The organism is Mycobacterium farcinogenes, assembly GCF_019739075.1.
Classification (GTDB): Bacteria; Actinomycetota; Actinomycetes; order Mycobacteriales; family Mycobacteriaceae; genus Mycobacterium; species Mycobacterium senegalense.
Genome location: NZ_CP081673.1, coordinates 2,004,752 through 2,021,643 on the forward strand (window position 1 = coordinate 2,004,752; position 16,892 = coordinate 2,021,643).

Genomic DNA, 16,892 nt, shown 5'->3' on the forward strand with positions numbered 1-16,892 from the left:
TTTCTCATCGGCTTTTCAGGTCTGCGGAAGCCGCGGAGTGCTTGGCAAATGAACTCCGGGTATCCGCGATATAGCTGGTAGTACGCGTTTTCCTAGGTTGGCGCTGGTGGTTGCGAGACCCGTGGTAGCGATATTTCACCCTGTGCTAGCCCATCTGAGGCAAACTTTTGTCTGGGACTGCCAATTGATTGCCAGCGAAGAGCTTGGCGATAAGTGGGGTTAGGTTACCCAGCGGTAATCTTGTTACAGCCGTCGTGGTCGAGTTAGCGCGCCCACACTGGACACGCGAGTGTGATCTGTAAAACAGAAGGTGGTCCGGTGCGGCTCCGGACACTAATGGGACCGCTGGTCTCGGTATTCGCGCACTGTTTGCCATGGCAACTAAGTGGCAGCCTCGGTCAGTTTCGAAAAATACGGATTTCGTTGTCCGCGGTTTGCCGTGGCCCGCTCAGTCGACCCTCACTTCGTCGCGTCGTTCGGCCAGGGATTGCAGTCCGCGAGCGGCCAGGGCGGCGGCAAGAAAAGGCAGCAACACCCACAGCGGAGGCCGTGCCAGTTCCCAGACGAACAACGCGGCCCATATCGGCGCGCGCTGCGTTACCGCAAGCACTCCGGCGGCACACGTCAGCGACACCGCGGCCACGCTGACCGCCCGGATATCCAAGGCGTTGATGGACAGCGCGATCAGCGATCCGAGAGCTGCCCCGGTGGCCAGCGCGGGCGTGAGCATGCCGCCGACCGCGCCGGCGCGCACGAAGATCGCCGTGAGCACGGGCTTCAGGAGCAGGATCACTGCGGCAGAACCGAGCGTCATACCGCTGGCGAGGCTGACCGTCAGGATGCTCTTTCCGTTGCCCGGAAGCTCCGGCCACCACACCGAACCGATGCCGACGAGCAGGCCGGCCGCGGCGATGCCGGGGATGATCAGCCACGACGTGGGCGTCGCCGCGGGCTTGGCCCGCGCCATGATCCGATTGAAGGCCGTGCCCACCGCGAACGCCAGCGGCGCCAGGATCACCGCGAAACCGGTGAGGAAGTACGACAGGCTCGGGTCCGGCCAAACCAGCGGAGCCCGAACATGTGTCACCGGTGCCGCGACCGCGACCGCCAACGCCGAGGTGATCAGCGCGGCACCGACGGCCCGCGGATGCCAGGTGTGCAGCATGATCCGGATCGCGAACAAGGCCCCGCCTACCGGCACGCTGTACACCGCGCCGAGACCGGCCCCCGCGGCGCAGGCGAGCAGAATTTCGCGGTCATGGGGTGTGAGCGCCCATCGCGAGGTGCCGGCGTCACCGAGCACCACGGCAACCTGGCGGGGTGCGCCCTCGCGCCCCAGGGATGCGCCGGAACCCACCACCAGAATCTGCAGCGCTGCGTCGAGCGTCATCGAAACCCGGGGAACAGCACGGTGATTGGTGATGGTCGAAGCCAGCGTGGGTACCTCATAGTGCCGACGCAGTACCCACCAGCCGAACCCGGCCAGCGCCCCACCGATCATCGGGCCGACCGCGCGCCGGACCGGGCTGCTACCGGTGACCCCGTCGAGTAGCGAGCCGAACGTGAAGGCGTAAGTGAGGTGTTCGACGAAATGCAGGAGAACCGTTGTCGCCATGCCGGCCAGGCCGGCCAACAACCCGACGACGATGATGCTGCAGCCGAACTCAAGCTCACGGCGGGTCACTTGAGTGAATGTATGCGCGATACCCGGATTCGTCAGGGCAGAGCGAATGCCGACGACGTGGGTGTTCCTGCGCCGCCGTCGGCCCCCGGCTATCGTCGGTCTCGATGCCCAGCGAAACCCCCCGCCTGCTATTCGTCCACGCCCATCCGGACGACGAAACGCTCACCACCGGCGCCACGATCGCGCATTACGCCGCACTCGGTGCCGATGTGCGGGTGGTGACCTGCACTCTCGGTGAGGAGGGCGAGGTCATCGGGGACCGCTACGCGCGGTTGGCGGTGGACCACGCCGATCAACTCGGCGGATATCGGATCAGCGAGCTCACCAAGGCGCTGAGCGCGCTCGGCATCGGTGCGCCGCAGTTCCTCGGCGGCCCCGGCCGCTGGCGTGACTCGGGCATGGAAGGTTCACCGGAGCGCAAGCAACAACGATTCATCGATGCCGATTTCGATGAGGCGGTCGGCGAGCTGGTGCAGATCATCGAGGAGCTGCGGCCGCACGTCGTCGTCACCTACGACCCCGATGGCGGGTACGGGCACCCCGACCACAAACAGGCTCACCGGGTCACCACCGCAGCCGTCGCGGCGGCCGGCTGGAAAGTCCCCAAGTTCTATTGGACGGTCATGGCGAGTACCGCGATGCGGGCCGGCCTCCAGCGCCTGGGCGACATTCCCGAAGACTGGATCCGGATCGACGTCGGCGACGTCCCGTTCGGGTACCCGGACGACAAGATCGATGCCGTCGTCGACGCCACCGCACAGCTGCCGGCCAAGGTAGCCGCGATGCGCGCGCATGCCACCCAGGTCACCGTCGCCGCGGACGGCAACGCATTCGCGCTGTCGAACAATCTCGCCCTGCCGCTGCTCGGTGAAGAGCACTACGTGCTCGTCTCCGGCGAAGCGGGGGAGCGGGACCAGCGCGGGTGGGAAACCGACCTGCTGCACGGACTGAATCTGCAATAGCCAAAACTGGACGCGGTAAGCTCCGGTGAATCAGAGGCGTCGAAGGGACATTCATGGACCCCGATCTGGATCCGAACCTGCAGCACTGGCAGGACCGTGCGGACAACTTCCAGTGGGTGGTGGGTTCGCTTGTCGGTCTGCTCGACAGCATCCCGACCTGACCCCGCCCCCGGACCTGGTGCTAGGTCGCATCGTCCTGGCACTGCTCGCGGTTGACGGCGTCATCTCGGCCGTCGTAGGTGCACTGCTGCTGCCGTCATATATCGGATCGATCCCATTTCCGGTGAGCGCACTGGCTGCCGGAGCGCTCAACACCGCGCTCGTATGGGCGGCCACGTACTGGACTGACTCCATGCGGATAGCGGCGCTGCCGTTGTGGACCTGGTTGGCCACCGTGGTGGTGATGACCTTCGGCGGGCCGGGCAGCGACCTCATCTTCGCCGGCCCCGGCCTGATGGCCTACGGCTCGCTGATATTCATCGCCGCCGGCGCGTTACCACCGGCGGCGATGCTACGACGGCACTACCGCCGCTGAGCTACTTCTTGTCTTTCTTGGCGCTGGCCGACTTGCCCTTGTCCGCCGACTGGCTCCCGGATGCCGTCGATGCCTTCTCGTGGACCTTCGGCGTGGCCTTGGGCTTGGGCTTCGGGGTCAGATTGCGCACGGTGTTCCTGACCGCGTCACGCGCGTCATCGCCGGCCTTCTTCACCGTGGTGAGCGCGTCCTTGGCCGCTGGCTGCACCCGCGAACGCACCTGAGGCGTGCGGACTTTCGTGCGGTCTTGCAGGGTGCCCGCGACGGTGTCGGCGTCGGTCTCGGAGTCGGTGGCGACATCGTCTTTGGCCGGCGTCTCGGCCGGCGCCGGCGCCGACAGCAACGAAGCACGAGCCGACGGCGGAACGCTCGTCACTTCCTTGGTGTCGGTGGCCAGCTTGCCCGGGGTGAAGTAGTTGATCTGAGCATCGACATAGTCACCGACCGCGTCGAGCGCACTGCTGCCGTGGCTCACGAAGCTGTTGACGACATTGCGGGCCTCGGTGCCGAGCGCCCGGATCGGACCCTCGCCGTTCACCAGGACATTGTGCAGATAGCTGTCCGGGACCTTGATCAGGTCGGTGGTCAGATCCACACCCTGCTGGGACAGCGCGCTGATCAACGCGTAGTTGATGTCGATCTGCCTGCTGATGAAGCCCAGGCGCAGCGCGTCGAACGCATTCTCTGCCCCGTCGACGACGAAGTTGGCGGCGTTGTGCACGAGGCCGTACGCGCCGTCGATGGTGTTCACCGCGGCATTGGTGACGAAGTCCGCCGGCGGCAGCACGACATCGGCGGCCAGTTCGCGCAGGCCGGGGAACAGCGCGCCCGGCGCGGCGGCGGCCAACGTCTGGGTGGTGGCCACGGTGGGGAATGGCGGCGGCAGCGGCGGCAAGATCCAGCCGAAGAAGTAATCCAATTCTGCGACGCCGAAGTTGATTCCGGCTTGGATCGATTTCCCGATCGCATTGCCGACGCCGTTGATCCAGACCCCGAGATTCAGCGGGTCGTTCACGATCGGAACGATGGCCTGGTAGAACACGGCGTCGGCGATGTCCTGAATCAGATCGAAATAGACGATGCCGATCTGGTCCCCGATCAAACCGGCGAACGGTACGCCCCAACCACCCAGCCAGTAGGCGATCTCCTGCGCATAGTCCACGCCCCAGTCGACCCAGCCCTGGATGAACTCGTAGCCCGACGTCAGCCAGTCACTCGCCGCGTTCTGCACGGCGACGTCGCCGGTAACTGCCGCCGCGGGCGCGAATCCCAGCGCAGGTGCGGCGCCGGAGTCGGAGGAAATCTTGGGTGCCACTGCCGCGGTCATCCGGCTGGCCGCTGCGAGCAGGTCGATCATGGCCTGGGTCAGCTCGGGCTGCGCGGAGGTCGGGTGGGCGGGGACGGCGATATCGGCGGGAGCTGCTTGAACGGGGGTGAGGGCGATGGCCGTGGCGGTGGCGGCAGCAGCGCCTGCCACCAGGTACGTACGAACGCTTGTGGACATCACGGCTCCTTCGGTATCCCCTTCCCGACGGAATTAACTTACGCGGTCGGCAAGGCGTTCGTCGCACCTTTAAGTTGTGTGTCCACTAAGGGCGCCGCGCTGCCGAAACCTGCTGGGGTTACTGTGGCCGGTATGCCGGGCGCATTGGTTTCAGAATGTGAGACGCGTGGATGATCGCGCACACCGACGGGGTTACAGGAAAGTGGCTCTAAACCCCCAGCACGGCGCTGATCTGCCCACCCCGGCTGTCCCACCGAAGGCCGCAGCGCCATCTTCTACGGCCCTACGGCGGGTACTGCGCCGGGCCCGCGACGGCGTGACCCTCAATGTCGACGAGGCCGCCATCGCGATGACGGCCCGCGGTGAGGATCTGGCTGATCTGTGTGCCAGCGCGGCGCGGGTGCGTGATGCCGGCCTGGAATCGGCGGGCCGCCGGGGTGCCACCGGCCGGTTGCCGGTCAGCTACTCGCGCAAGGTGTTCATCCCGGTCACGCATCTGTGCCGCGACACCTGCCATTACTGCACATTTGTCACCGTGCCGGGCAAGCTGCGCGCGCAGGGCATGGGTATGTACATGGAGCCCGACGAGATTCTCGAGGTGGCCCGTCAGGGTGCCGAATTGGGCTGCAAGGAAGCGTTATTCACCCTCGGAGACCGCCCTGAGGACCGCTGGGACGAGGCCCGGCAATGGCTCGACGAGCGGGGATACGACTCGACGCTGGACTACGTGCGCGCGATGGCGATCCGGGTGCTCGAGGAGACCGGGTTGCTGCCGCACCTGAACCCCGGAGTGATGAGCTGGTCGGAGCTGTCGCGGCTCAAGCCCGTCGCACCGTCGATGGGCATGATGCTGGAGACCACGTCTCGGCGCCTGTTCGAGACCAAGGGCGAGGCCCATTACGGCAGCCCGGACAAGGATCCGGCGGTGCGGCTGCGCGCGCTCGACGACGCCGGCCGGCTGTCCATTCCGTTCACCACGGGTCTGTTGGTGGGTATCGGCGAGACGCTGACCGAGCGTGCCGAAACCATGCACGCGATCCGTAAGTCCCACAAGGAGTTCGGCCACGTTCAGGAAGTGATCGTGCAGAACTTCCGGGCCAAGGACCACACCGCCATGGCCTCGACGCCCGATGCCGGGATCGATGACTTCATCGCCACCATCGCGGTGACGCGCCTGGTGCTGGGCCCGAAGATGCGCATCCAGGCCCCGCCCAACCTGGTGTCGCGTGAGGAGTGCCTGGCCCTGATCGGCGCCGGTGTCGATGACTGGGGTGGGGTGTCGCCGCTGACCCCGGATCACGTCAACCCGGAGCGGCCGTGGCCGGCGCTGGACGATCTGGCCGAGGTGACCGCCCAAGCCGGTTACGACCTGGTGCAGCGGCTCACCGCCCAACCGCAGTACGTGCAGGCGGGCGCGGCGTGGATCGACCCGCGGGTGCGCGGGCATGTCGATGCGCTGGCCGATCCCGACACCGGGTACGCCCTCGACGTGAACCCGGTGGGCCGGCCCTGGCAGGAGCCCGACGAGGCATCCGAATCGCTGGGCCGCATCGACCTGCATTCCGCGATCGACTCCGAGGGCCGGCTCACCGAGACCCGCAGCGACCTCGACAGTGCGTTCGGTGACTGGGAGTCGATCCGCGCCAAGGTGCACGAGCTGGCCGCCCGCGCGCCCGAACGCATCGACACCGATGTGCTGGCCGCACTGCGCTCGGCCGAACGCGACCCGGGTGGCTGCAGCGACGACGAGTACCTGGCGCTGGCCACCGCCGACGGACCGGCGCTGGAAGCCGTTACGGCACTGGCTGATTCGTTGCGCCGCGACGTGGTCGGCGACGACGTCACGTTCGTCGTCAACCGCAACATCAACTTCACCAACATCTGCTACACGGGCTGCCGGTTCTGCGCTTTCGCGCAGCGCAAAGGTGACGCCGACGCGTACTCGCTGTCCACCGAGGAGGTTGCCGACCGGGCCTGGGAGGCCCACGTCGCCGGCGCCACCGAGGTCTGCATGCAGGGCGGTATCGACCCGGAGCTGCCCGTCACCGGGTACGCGGATCTGGTGCGGGCGGTCAAGGCACGGGTGCCGTCGATGCACGTGCACGCCTTCTCGCCCATGGAGATCGCCAACGGTGTGACCCGCAGCGGGCTGTCGGTGCGGGAATGGCTGACCTCGCTGCGCGAGGCCGGGCTCGACACCATCCCGGGCACAGCCGCCGAGATCCTCGACGACGAGGTGCGCTGGGTGCTGACCAAGGGCAAGCTGCCGACCTCGGAGTGGATCAACGTCGTCACCACCGCCCACGAGGTGGGGCTGCGGTCGTCCTCGACGATGATGTACGGGCACGTCGACACCCCGAAGCATTGGGTCGGGCACCTCAACGTGCTGCGCTCGATCCAGGACCGCACCGGCGGGTTCACCGAGTTCGTGCCGCTGCCGTTCGTGCACCAGTCCTCGCCGTTGTATCTGGCCGGCGGAGCCCGTCCCGGGCCAACCCACCGCGACAACCGGGCGGTCCATGCGCTGGCCCGGATCATGTTGCACGGCCGGATCCCGTCGATTCAGACCAGTTGGGTCAAGCTCGGTGTCGAACGCACCCAGGTGATGCTGCGCGGCGGCGCCAACGACCTCGGCGGCACGTTGATGGAGGAGACCATCTCCCGGATGGCCGGCTCAGAAAACGGCTCAGCCAAGACCGTGGCCGAACTCGTCGCGATCGCCGAAGGCATCGGCCGCCCGGCCCGTCAGCGCACCACGGATTACTCACCGCTGGCCGCGTAACACCTGCACCGCGAGCGTGCGCGTCTGCTGCCCGACGCGCCGCCACACGTCAGCATTTTGCGCACGCCCGCGAGCTACGAGAGTGCGCTCGCGCGCGTCAGACAGTTGACGTCGTGCCCGTCGCCGGCCACGCCCGAGTCCGTCAACCGGCCGCTGAGAATCTCACACGACAGGCTTGCGGCGTCGCCGATGACCGGATCGGCTCCGACCATCTGGTCTCCCAGACCGGAACTGAACAACGTGGCCTGGCCACCGCAGTGCGAGCCGGTTTGCAGAGTGCCGGCCGAACCGGACGGCGCGGTGATGTCGATGCAGTTGGTGCCGGTCCAGCGGACAACGGTGGTGTAGCCGCCACCCGTGGCCGGAGCGATCGGGGCTGGGCCGGCCGGGCCCGTCGCCACCGGCGCGCCGCCGTACAGGGGGAGGCTGCCGCTACTCGACACGGACCCGCCACCGCCGCCACCGGTCTCGCAGGCCACCCCGTCGCCGTCGCGGTCCAGCTTCGAGCTGTATCCGGGTTGGCCCGCGTAGAGCGGAGCGGCGCCTGCGGCGCGAGCCGCGGCGCAGTTCGGGTAGGCGCCGGCGAGGGGAGCGACGATCAGGGCGGTCGTTGCTGCAGCACATGCCGTGGCGGCGGCGAGGATACGCATGCCTGTGGATCCGATCTTTAAATTGACAAGGATGCAAATTGCTGACCAGAGCATGATGCGTCATGGATTCAAGATCAGAAGAAAAATCGCGAAAATCGGGAATTGAATCGGACCGTGGTCCGGTTAGTTCTGGGTGAAGGCGCCGGACCGCCCGGCGCTCGAACCAAGGAGACACCATGACCGTCGCAGTAGCCACCGACCTGACCGCCGGCACCTGGGCCATCGACCCGGTGCATTCCTCGATCAACTTTTCGGTCCGCCACCTGATGGTGAGCAAGGTCCGCGGCAGCTTCGAGACGTTCAGCGGCGATGTCGTCGTTGCCGAGGACGGAACCCCATCGGTCAGCGCCACCATCGACGTCACCTCGATCGACACCCGCAACGAGCAGCGCGATGCCCACGTGCGCTCCGCAGACTTCTTCGACGCCGAGAATTACCCGACCGCCACGTTCGTCTCGACCGGCGTGCGTCCCGACGGGGACGACTACATCGTCGACGGCGACTTCACCCTCAAGGGCGTGACCAAGCCGGTTTCACTCAAGCTCGAGTTCAACGGCGTCAACCCGGGAATGGGCCAGGGCCCGGTGGCCGGCTTCGAAGCCTCGGTTGTGCTGAACCGCAAGGATTTTGGCATCGACATCGACATGCCGCTGGAGACCGGTGGCACCGTCGTCGGCGACAAGGTCACCATCACCCTGGAGATCGAGGCCGTCAAGCAAGCCTGACCCGCCGTGTCACGCTGGAGTGGCGCCCGGCCGCCAGTGCCACTCCAGCGTGACGGTTGCGCGCCCCGGGGCCGCCGGGCCGCCGTGAAACAGGCGGCCCCGTCGGCTCCAGGTCTGAACCGGCGAGACCTCGGCGAAGGCCATGGTCGACCATGGCGATCCGCCTGCTACAGCAGATTGCCCTGCCGAATCGGCCATAAACGTCCAGTTCGAAAACGAAGTGTGTATAACGGCGCGCTTGAGGGAACCCTGACGAACATGGTGGAGTTGTCGCGTCATGAGCTGGCTGTGCGCATGGCCGAGCTAGCCCGCGCACTCGCCGCTCCACGCAGTCTCGACGACATTTTGATCGACGTCACCAAGGCCGCCACCGAACTCATTGCCGGCGTGGACACCGCCGGGATATTGCTGGTCGGCGACGGCGGCACGTGGGACTCTCTCGCGGGCACCAGCGATCTGCCGTCGCAGCTCGACGAGTTGCAGGTGACGTACCAGGAAGGCCCGTGCATGGAGGCCGCGCTCGGTGACATCGTGGTCCGCACCGACGACTTCCGTGAGGAAACGCGGTGGCCGAGATATTCGAAGGTCGCCGTCGAAATCGGGGTGTTGAGCGGACTGTCGTTGAAGCTTTACACCGCTGACCGGACAGCGGGTGCGCTGAATCTGTTCGGTTTCCAGCCGAGGGTTTGGGACAGCGAAGCCGAGACCATCGGCACGGTGCTGGCGGCGCACGCCGCCGCGGCGCTGCTGGCCAGCAGGCACACCGACCAACTGACCTCGGCGCTCAACTCACGCGACCGCATCGGCCAGGCCAAGGGCATCATCATGGAGCGCTACCGGGTCGGCGACGTGCAAGCGTTCGAGATGCTCAGGAGGCTGTCCCAGGACAGCAACACCAAGCTCGTCGACATCGCCCAACAGGTGATCGATTCTCGCGAATAGCGCGTCCTACAACCGCGCGGCCAGTTCGGTGCCCTGCTTGATCGCGCGCTTGGCGTCCAGTTCGGCTGCTACGGCGGCACCTCCGATGATGTGCGGTTCAATCCCGGCGTCACGCAGGGCGTCCTCGAGATCGCGCACCGATTCTTGGCCGGCGCAGATCACCACGTTGTCGACGGGAAGCACCTGTCGATCACGGTGCTCGGAGCCGAAGCTGATGTGCAGGCCATCGTCATCGATGAGCTCGTAATTCACTCCGGAAAGCTGATGTACCCCTTTGGCTTTGAGAGAGGCGCGATGCACCCAGCCGGTGGTCTTGCCGAGCTTGCGGCCCTGCGGACCCTTGGTGCGCTGCAGCAGATACACCTCGCGCACTGCCGGGGCGGGCAGGGGAGTGGTGAGCGCACCACGCGCCTCCTGAGGGTCGGCCGCGCCCCATTCGGCCTTCCACTCCTTGAGGTTCAGTGTCGGCGATTGATCGGTGGTCAGGAATTCGCTGACATCGAAACCGATTCCGCCGGCGCCGATCACCGCCACCGACTTACCGACGGGTGCGCCGGTGATGGCCTGCGCGTAAGTGAGCACCTTCGGATGGTCGATGCCGGGAATGGCGGGCAGCCGCGGTGTGACGCCGCTGGCCAGCACCACGTCGTCGAAACCGGACAGGTCGTCGACCCCGGCCCGAACACCGAGTCGCACGTCGACCTGCAGCTTGTCGAGCATGGTGGTGTAGTACCGGATGGTCTGGTTGAACTCTTCCTTACCGGGAATCCTTCTGGCCAAGTCGAATTGGCCACCAATGGTCGAGCCCGCCTCGAACAAGGTGACCCGGTGACCACGCTGGGCGGCGCTGACGGCGGCGGACAGCCCGGCCGGCCCGGCGCCGACGACGGCGACCGCGCGAGCGCGGCGCGTGGGGCTCAACACCAACGATGTCTCGCGTCCCGCGCGCGGGTTGAGCAGACACGACACCTTCTTGTGCACGAAAGCATGGTCGAGACAGGCCTGATTGCAGGCGATGCACGTGTTGATCTCGTCGACACGCTCCTCGGCGGCCTTGAGTACCCAATCCGGATCGCTGAGGAAGGGCCGCGCCATCGAGATCAACTGCACGTGCGTGTCGGCCAAGGTCTGTTCGGCGGTCTGCGGCATGTTGATCCGGTTGGACGCCACCACCGGGACCGAGACATGCTCGGCCACTGCGCTGCTGATATCGACGAACGCACTGTCGGGCACCGAGGTGACGATCGTGGGGACCCGGGCCTCGTGCCAGCCGAAACCGGAGTTGATGATCGTCGCCCCGGCGGCCTCGACTTCGGTTGCCAGCGCGACGATTTCGTCCCAGCTCTGGCCGTCGGAGACGTAGTCGGCCATCGACATCCGGTAGCAGACGATGAAGTCGGAGCCCACCGCCTCGCGCACCCGGCGCACGATCTCGACCGGGAAGCGGCGGCGCTTCTCGGGGGTGCCGCCCCACCCGTCGGTGCGCTTGTTGGTGCGCGGCGCCAGGAACTGGTTGAGCAGATAGCCCTCGCTGCCCATGATCTCGACACCGTCATAGCCCGCCTCGCGAGCCAGCAGGGCGCAGCGGACGAAATCGTCGATGGTGCCCTGGACATCGCGGAGTGCGCGCGGCCGGAATGGGTTGATAGGAGCCTTGATCGCGGACGCGCTGACCGAAAACGGGTGGTAGGCATAGCGTCCGGCATGCAGGATCTGCAGCAGGATCTTGCCGTCGGCGTCGTGCACGGCGCCGGTGATGCGGCGATGGCGGCGCGCCTCGGACGAGGACACCAGTTGGGATGCGAACGGCAACAGCCAGCCGGTCTTGTTCGGTGCATAGCCGCCGGTGATGATCAGGCCGACGCCGCCGCGGGCCCGCTCGGCGAAGTACTCGGCCAGCTTCGCGCTGTCGCCGGCGCGATCCTCCAGGCCGGTGTGCATCGAGCCCATCACCACGCGGTTGCGCAGCGTGGTGAACCCGAGGTCCAACGGTGACAGCAGGTTCGGATAGGCCAACCCCATGTCGGCAGAGTAGGTGGGACCGACGGTCCTAGGCAACTAGTTGACTGGCGTCGAAAGGGTGCAACTTGGGGGCAAGTAATAGGCCGAGGCGACTAGGCGAGGTGTATCTGCAACGGCTAGTATCACTTACTGCGCGCCGCCCTGAACGGATGGCGCGTGAAGTTAGGGCACACTGAGACGAGCGTCCAAGTATGGGCAACGCATACTGTGACGTCGAACTCATCAGAGTCCCGACCACCGAGCCCAGCAGCCCACTGGACAGGAGAGACATCAGTGACGTACGTCATTGCCGAACCCTGCGTCGACGTCAAAGACAAGGCATGTATCGAGGAGTGCCCGGTCGATTGCATCTACGAGGGTGCTCGCATGCTGTACATCCACCCCGACGAGTGTGTGGATTGCGGCGCGTGCGAACCGGTCTGCCCGGTCGAGGCCATCTACTACGAAGACGATGTGCCGGACCAGTGGAGCAGCTACGCGCAGGCCAACGCTGACTTCTTCTCCGAGCTGGGCTCGCCCGGCGGTGCCTCGAAGGTCGGCCAGACCGACAACGATCCGCAGGTGATCAAGGACCTGCCGGCCAAGGCCGAGGACTGAGCACGGTAGAGACCGGCTTCGAGACTGACGTGGTGCGACAGCGTCGTTCAGCGGTACTGCCAGAGTTCCCATGGGACACCCTGGCCGACGTCACGGCGCTGGCCCGGTCGCACCCCGACGGAATCGTCGACCTATCGGTAGGCACTCCGGTTGATCCGGTGGCGCCGGTGATCCGGGACGCGCTGGCCGCCGCCAGCTCGGCGCCGGGCTATCCGACGACCGCCGGAACCCCGGCCCTTCGTGCCTCCGCCGCAGCCGCGCTGCGACGCCGGTACGGCATCACCGACCTGGCGCCGGACGCAGTGCTGCCAGTGGTCGGCACCAAGGAACTGATCGCCTGGCTGCCGACCCTGCTGGCGATCGGCGCCGGCGATACCGTCGTCGTCCCCGAACTGGCCTACCCCACCTACGAGGTGGGCGCCCTGCTGGCCGGCGCCCAGGTGCTGCGGGCCGATTCGCTGACCCAGCTCGGGCCGCAGCGTCCCGCACTGATCTACCTGAACTCACCCAGCAACCCCACCGGCCGCGTGCTCGGGGTGGATCACCTGCGCAAGGTGGTGTCCTGGGCCCGGGACCGGGGCGTACTGATCGCCTCCGACGAGTGCTATCTGGGCCTGAGCTGGGAAGCTGAGCCGCTCAGCGTGCTGCATCCGGCGGTGTGCGACGGTGACCACACCGGGCTGCTGGCCGTGCACTCGCTGTCCAAGACATCTTCGCTCGCGGGCTACCGCGCCGGGTTTGTCGCCGGTGACCCTGCCGTGGTGGCTGAGCTGCTGGCGGTGCGCAAGCACGCGGGGATGATGGTGCCGACGCCGGTGCAGGCCGCGATGGTCGCCGCCCTCGACGACGACGAGCACGAGGCCGTCCAACGCGAGCGGTACGCGAAGCGCCGCGCACTGTTGCTGCCCGCCATGCAGGCAGCGGGGTTCACCGTGGAGCACTCCGAGGCGGGGCTATACCTGTGGGTGACCCGCGGCGAACCCTGCCGCGACACCGTCAAGTGGTTGGCCGAGCGGGGGATCCTGGCGGCGCCCGGCGAGTTCTACGGGCCGGCCGGGGCGCAGTACGTCCGGGTCGCACTGACCGCGACCGACGAGCGCATCGCCGCTGCGGTCGCACGCCTCTCCTAACCGTCGAGCAGTCCCAGCGACATGGCCTTGGTGACCGCCGCGGTGCGGTCGGACACCCCGAGTTTGTGAAATGCGCGCAGCAGGTGCGTCTTCACCGTCGCCTCGCTGATGTGCAGGGTGCGGCCGATGTCGGCATTGGTGGCGCCCGTGCCCACCAAGGCCAGCACCTCGGCCTCACGCGCCGACAGCGTCACCGACGGTGAGCGCACCGCGTTCACCAATCGATCCGCGACGCCGGGGGCCAGCACGGTCTTGCCGCGCGCCGCGTCGCGCACAGCCCGGGCCAACTCAGCGCGCGTCGCATCCTTGAGCAGATAACCCGTCGCCCCGGCCTCGACCGCACGCAGGATGTCGCTGTCGCTTTCGTAGGTGGTGACGACGACGATGTGCGTCGACGGATTGTCGGCCAGGATGCGGGCGGTGGCGGCGACACCGTCGATGCCCGGCATCCGCAGATCCATCAGAATCACATCCGGGCGCAGCGAGTGGGCCAGCCCGATCGCCTCGGCCCCGGATCCGGCCTCACCGATCACGGTCAAGTCGTCCTCGGCGTCGATCATGCCGCGCAGCCCCTCGCGGACCACCGGGTGATCGTCGACCAACAGAACAGTGGTCATGCCGGCACCGCCACGACCACCTGTACCCCGCCGCCCTGCGGCGTGGACAGCGTCAACGTACCGCCGACCCGATCCAACCGCGCCCGCATCCCGCGGAGGCCGAACCCGTCGACATGATCGGCCGGCAGTCCGATACCGTTGTCGGACAAGCAAAGTCGAACGCCGTCCGGGGTGGCCTGCAGCCGGACGTGAAGCTCGGTGGCGCGGGCATGGCGACGCACATTGGCCATCGCTTCCTGCGCGCTGCGCAACAGCACCACATCGGTGGCCATCCCCAGCTGCGGCAGGTCATCGTCGATGCGGACGTCGACGGCGATGCCGGTCTCGGCGGCCAGCCCGTCGGCCTGACGACGCAACGCGGCCGGCAGCGACCCCTCCTCCAGCGCGGCGGGGGTCAACCGGGTCACCATCGTGCGGGCCTCGGCCAGATTGTCCCGCGCGGTGGTGCGGATCAGTTCGACGTGACGGGCGGCCGCGGCCGGATCGCTCTCGCTCTCGGCCTGCACGGCCTGGGCCAGTGCCACGATGCTGGTGAACCCCTGAGCCAGGGTGTCGTGGATTTCCCGGGCCAGCCGCTCCCGCTCGGCGGCCACCCCGGCCTCGCGTGACAGCTGAGCGGTCTGCGCCCGGCTGGCTGCCAGTTCTGCGACGGTCTCGGTCAGCTGTTGCCGCTGTCGCAGGGTCGTCATGATCGTCGTACCGATGATCGGTGCCGCCACCGCGCCCACCAAAGTCACCGCCGCCACCGCGGGCAGACTCGGCCATCCCGGCCCGTGGGCGGCCACGGCCACGCCCAGCGGCGCCAGGGTCACCAGGAACGTCAGCGTCAGAGCGGCCGCCAGCGGCAAGGTGGCGAAGATCAAGGGGTAGAGCGCCGGAACCGCCGCGACGGCCGGCGGTGCTGCCAGCAGCGCGACCAGCCACAGCCCGATCATCACCGCCACGAACACCGCCGCGCGTACCTGCACCGGGCCCGCGATCGGATCCGCAGCGCGAATGACGTTGCGTCCGAATGTCAGAACGATCACCACCATGAGGGTGAGCGAGCCGCAGGCCACCGGGAGGTTGCCGCCGAACGTGTGACGCAGCAGCACGACCGCGAGGATCGCCGCAATACATAACCCGCAGACGTAGCTCTCCCACATCCAGTGCCAGTCCGACGGTTCACCTCTGACGCGGCGCGATGTCGTAGATGAACCGATTTCGGTCATCTGCCGATGCTAACGGTCCGACGCCACCCAGTTGCCGTGGAAGCCGTGCGGAACCCGGACCGGAATGTGCACGGTGGCAACGGGTGCCAGAGTCTGCCCGTCGAGCAGTACCAGATCGCTGCGGTGCTCGGCCCGGTCGTAGACGAATCCCATGACCACGCCGTCATTCTCGTCGGCGTCGGGTCCGGACGGGACGAAGACGAACTCGCCCGGTTCACGCCCGGGGCCGAAGTCGACCCGGTCAGCGGTGCGCTCGCGCAAGTCGTGGCGCACGATGGCCGCCGGTGCCGCGTCCGGATCCGACGGCAGCGCGACGGTGTAGCCGTACCGGTGCCGCCGCCCGGTGAGCCGATCATCGATGCGGGGAAACTCCTGAACCTCGTCGTCGAGTCGGTGCTCGTGCACCTTGCCGGTGCGAAGGTCAATGGTCCAGCGGTCCAAGGTGATCGATTCGGTGAACAGCCGGTCGCCGGTAGTGAACACCTCAGGGTGGCGGACCACGTCGAGCACGATCTGCTCACCATCGGGCCCGGCCTCGTCGTAGCCGTTGAGGGCGTGGAAGACGTAGCACGGCGGGATATCGAACCACCGGATGTCGCCGGCTGCGCCTTCGCGGGGCAGCACCCCGAGACGCGCGCCGTGGTCGGGCGCCCACCGGTAGGGCATGGACGTCGTCGGCAGGGCGGCACGTTCGGATCCACGCATCGCCGCCCGCAGAACGAAGTCCGGTGCCGCGTGCCGCGCCGCGAACCGGGTCAACCGTCGCGCCGCGGCCCGGGCGGGGGTGCTCTTGACCATGGTGGTCAGGTCCAGCAATACCGGCAGGTCGTAGATCACCACATAGTTCTCGGTCAAGCTGAAGTCGTGCATCATCGTGTTCGCACGCACGGCGATGGCGACGGTGCGCCGGACCCTGCCGTCCACCCCGGTGACGGTGTAGCTGACCAGATTCCCGCGCAGTGGGTTGTAGGAGACAGCGTGCAGCTCACCAGTTTTCGGGTCGTGCTTGGGGTGGGCGGTGAACCCTCCGAACAGCGTGCCGCAGAAATCGGACGGCCCCACCGTCTCGAGTTCGTCGGTGAGTTCGTAGGGGCGCGCGCCGGCCTCGGTGAGCACCAGAGTCTTGCCGGCGTGGCCGATGATGTTGGTATTGGCGGGAAAATCGAAGCCGCCCGTATGGGCTCCGCCGGCCCATGTTTCGCCGAGCTGACGCGACACCGAGGACGAGCGCACCCAGCGGTTGCGGTACCAGGTGGCCGCCCCGTCGCGCAGCCGGATCCCGTGGGCCATGCCGTCGCCCAGGAACCAATGGTGGTGTCGCGGGTCGGGAGCCCGCAGCGGGTTGGGTCCGGTGCGCAGATACCGGCCGTCGAGATAGTCCGGAATCGTCCCGGTGACACTGAGGTCGGTGACGGTGACCTCGTCGTGCACCGGTGCGAAGTTTCCGCTCAGAAACGGATGTTCGGACTCCTGCTGAACCGCTTGGGTCGTCATACCTCTACGGTGCCGCTTCGGACCTTGCTGCGCGACG

At 67.2% G+C, this 16,892-nt stretch carries 14 protein-coding genes; 7 read left to right on the forward strand and 7 right to left on the reverse strand.

What is annotated here, in order from left to right; translation table 11 throughout:
- Window positions 1–448: 448 nt before the first annotated feature.
- Complete coding sequence (locus K6L26_RS09495) at window positions 449–1,684, reverse strand: chloride channel protein (protein ID WP_221853020.1); 1,236 nt, start codon at window positions 1,682–1,684, stop codon at window positions 449–451.
- A gap of 104 nt (window positions 1,685–1,788) precedes the next feature.
- On the opposite strand from K6L26_RS09495, the gene mshB reads away from it, so the two are divergent.
- Together mshB and K6L26_RS09505 are read left to right on the forward strand one after the other, a co-directional pair.
- The gene (mshB, locus tag K6L26_RS09500; RefSeq protein WP_221853021.1) at window positions 1,789–2,646 is read left to right on the forward strand and encodes an N-acetyl-1-D-myo-inositol-2-amino-2-deoxy-alpha-D-glucopyranoside deacetylase; all 858 of its coding nucleotides are present in this window, start codon (window positions 1,789–1,791) and stop codon (window positions 2,644–2,646) included.
- A 112-nt stretch (window positions 2,647–2,758) separates the two neighbouring features.
- Window positions 2,759–3,181: a hypothetical protein gene (locus tag K6L26_RS09505; protein WP_435405359.1), complete on the forward strand. Its 423-nt coding sequence runs from the start codon at window positions 2,759–2,761 to the stop codon at window positions 3,179–3,181.
- Between the two features lies 1 nt (window position 3,182).
- Here the strand turns inward: K6L26_RS09505 and K6L26_RS09510 are convergent, their stop codons facing one another.
- Complete coding sequence (locus K6L26_RS09510; protein ID WP_221853022.1) at window positions 3,183–4,685, reverse strand: hypothetical protein; 1,503 nt, start codon at window positions 4,683–4,685, stop codon at window positions 3,183–3,185.
- Between the two features lie 202 nt (window positions 4,686–4,887).
- Here K6L26_RS09510 and K6L26_RS09515 point away from each other — a divergent pair, with 202 nt between their 5' ends.
- Window positions 4,888–7,467 carry a bifunctional FO biosynthesis protein CofGH gene (locus tag K6L26_RS09515; RefSeq protein WP_043367739.1) on the forward strand — a complete coding sequence of 860 codons (2,580 nt, stop codon included), beginning with the start codon at window positions 4,888–4,890 and terminating at the stop codon, window positions 7,465–7,467.
- 74 nt (window positions 7,468–7,541) lie between these two features.
- Here the strand turns inward: K6L26_RS09515 and K6L26_RS09520 are convergent, their stop codons facing one another.
- A complete protein-coding gene (locus tag K6L26_RS09520) occupies window positions 7,542–8,117 on the reverse strand; it encodes an excalibur calcium-binding domain-containing protein (protein ID WP_064895085.1) in 576 nt (191 codons plus the stop codon).
- 176 nt (window positions 8,118–8,293) lie between these two features.
- Between K6L26_RS09520 and K6L26_RS09525 the strand changes: the two genes are divergently transcribed.
- Together K6L26_RS09525 and K6L26_RS09530 are read left to right on the forward strand one after the other, a co-directional pair.
- Window positions 8,294–8,842: a YceI family protein gene (locus K6L26_RS09525; RefSeq protein ID WP_019348125.1), complete on the forward strand. Its 549-nt coding sequence runs from the start codon at window positions 8,294–8,296 to the stop codon at window positions 8,840–8,842.
- Between the two features lie 258 nt (window positions 8,843–9,100).
- Entirely contained in the window at window positions 9,101–9,784 is a 684-nt protein-coding gene (locus K6L26_RS09530; protein WP_221853023.1) for a GAF and ANTAR domain-containing protein, read from the forward strand.
- Window positions 9,785–9,790: 6 nt separating this feature from the next.
- On the opposite strand, the gene K6L26_RS09535 is transcribed toward K6L26_RS09530, so the two are convergent.
- Window positions 9,791–11,806 carry an NADPH-dependent 2,4-dienoyl-CoA reductase gene (locus K6L26_RS09535; protein WP_221853024.1) on the reverse strand — a complete coding sequence of 672 codons (2,016 nt, stop codon included), beginning with the start codon at window positions 11,804–11,806 and terminating at the stop codon, window positions 9,791–9,793.
- A gap of 273 nt (window positions 11,807–12,079) precedes the next feature.
- Between K6L26_RS09535 and fdxA the strand changes: the two genes are divergently transcribed.
- Window positions 12,080–12,403, forward strand: a complete 324-nt coding sequence (gene fdxA / locus K6L26_RS09540; protein WP_003882174.1) for a ferredoxin — start codon at window positions 12,080–12,082, stop codon at window positions 12,401–12,403.
- 29 nt (window positions 12,404–12,432) lie between these two features.
- Entirely contained in the window at window positions 12,433–13,533 is a 1,101-nt protein-coding gene (dapC, locus tag K6L26_RS09545; RefSeq protein WP_221853025.1) for a succinyldiaminopimelate transaminase, read from the forward strand.
- Here the strand turns inward: dapC and K6L26_RS09550 are convergent.
- Genes K6L26_RS09550 through K6L26_RS09560 form a run of 3 tightly spaced genes read right to left on the reverse strand, consistent with a single transcriptional unit; the run spans window position 13,530 to window position 16,855 of the window.
- Window positions 13,530–14,150 (reverse strand): response regulator, encoded by a 621-nt coding sequence (locus K6L26_RS09550; protein ID WP_221853026.1) that lies wholly within the window; start codon window positions 14,148–14,150, stop codon window positions 13,530–13,532. The two genes, dapC and K6L26_RS09550, sit on opposite strands and share 4 nt — an antisense overlap.
- Window positions 14,147–15,361 (reverse strand): sensor histidine kinase, encoded by a 1,215-nt coding sequence (locus K6L26_RS09555; protein ID WP_245008715.1) that lies wholly within the window; start codon window positions 15,359–15,361, stop codon window positions 14,147–14,149. The genes K6L26_RS09550 and K6L26_RS09555 overlap by 4 nt, the downstream gene beginning before the upstream one ends.
- Window positions 15,362–15,370: 9 nt before the next feature.
- Entirely contained in the window at window positions 15,371–16,855 is a 1,485-nt protein-coding gene (locus K6L26_RS09560) for a carotenoid oxygenase family protein (protein ID WP_221853027.1), read from the reverse strand.
- Window positions 16,856–16,892: the final 37 nt, after the last annotated feature.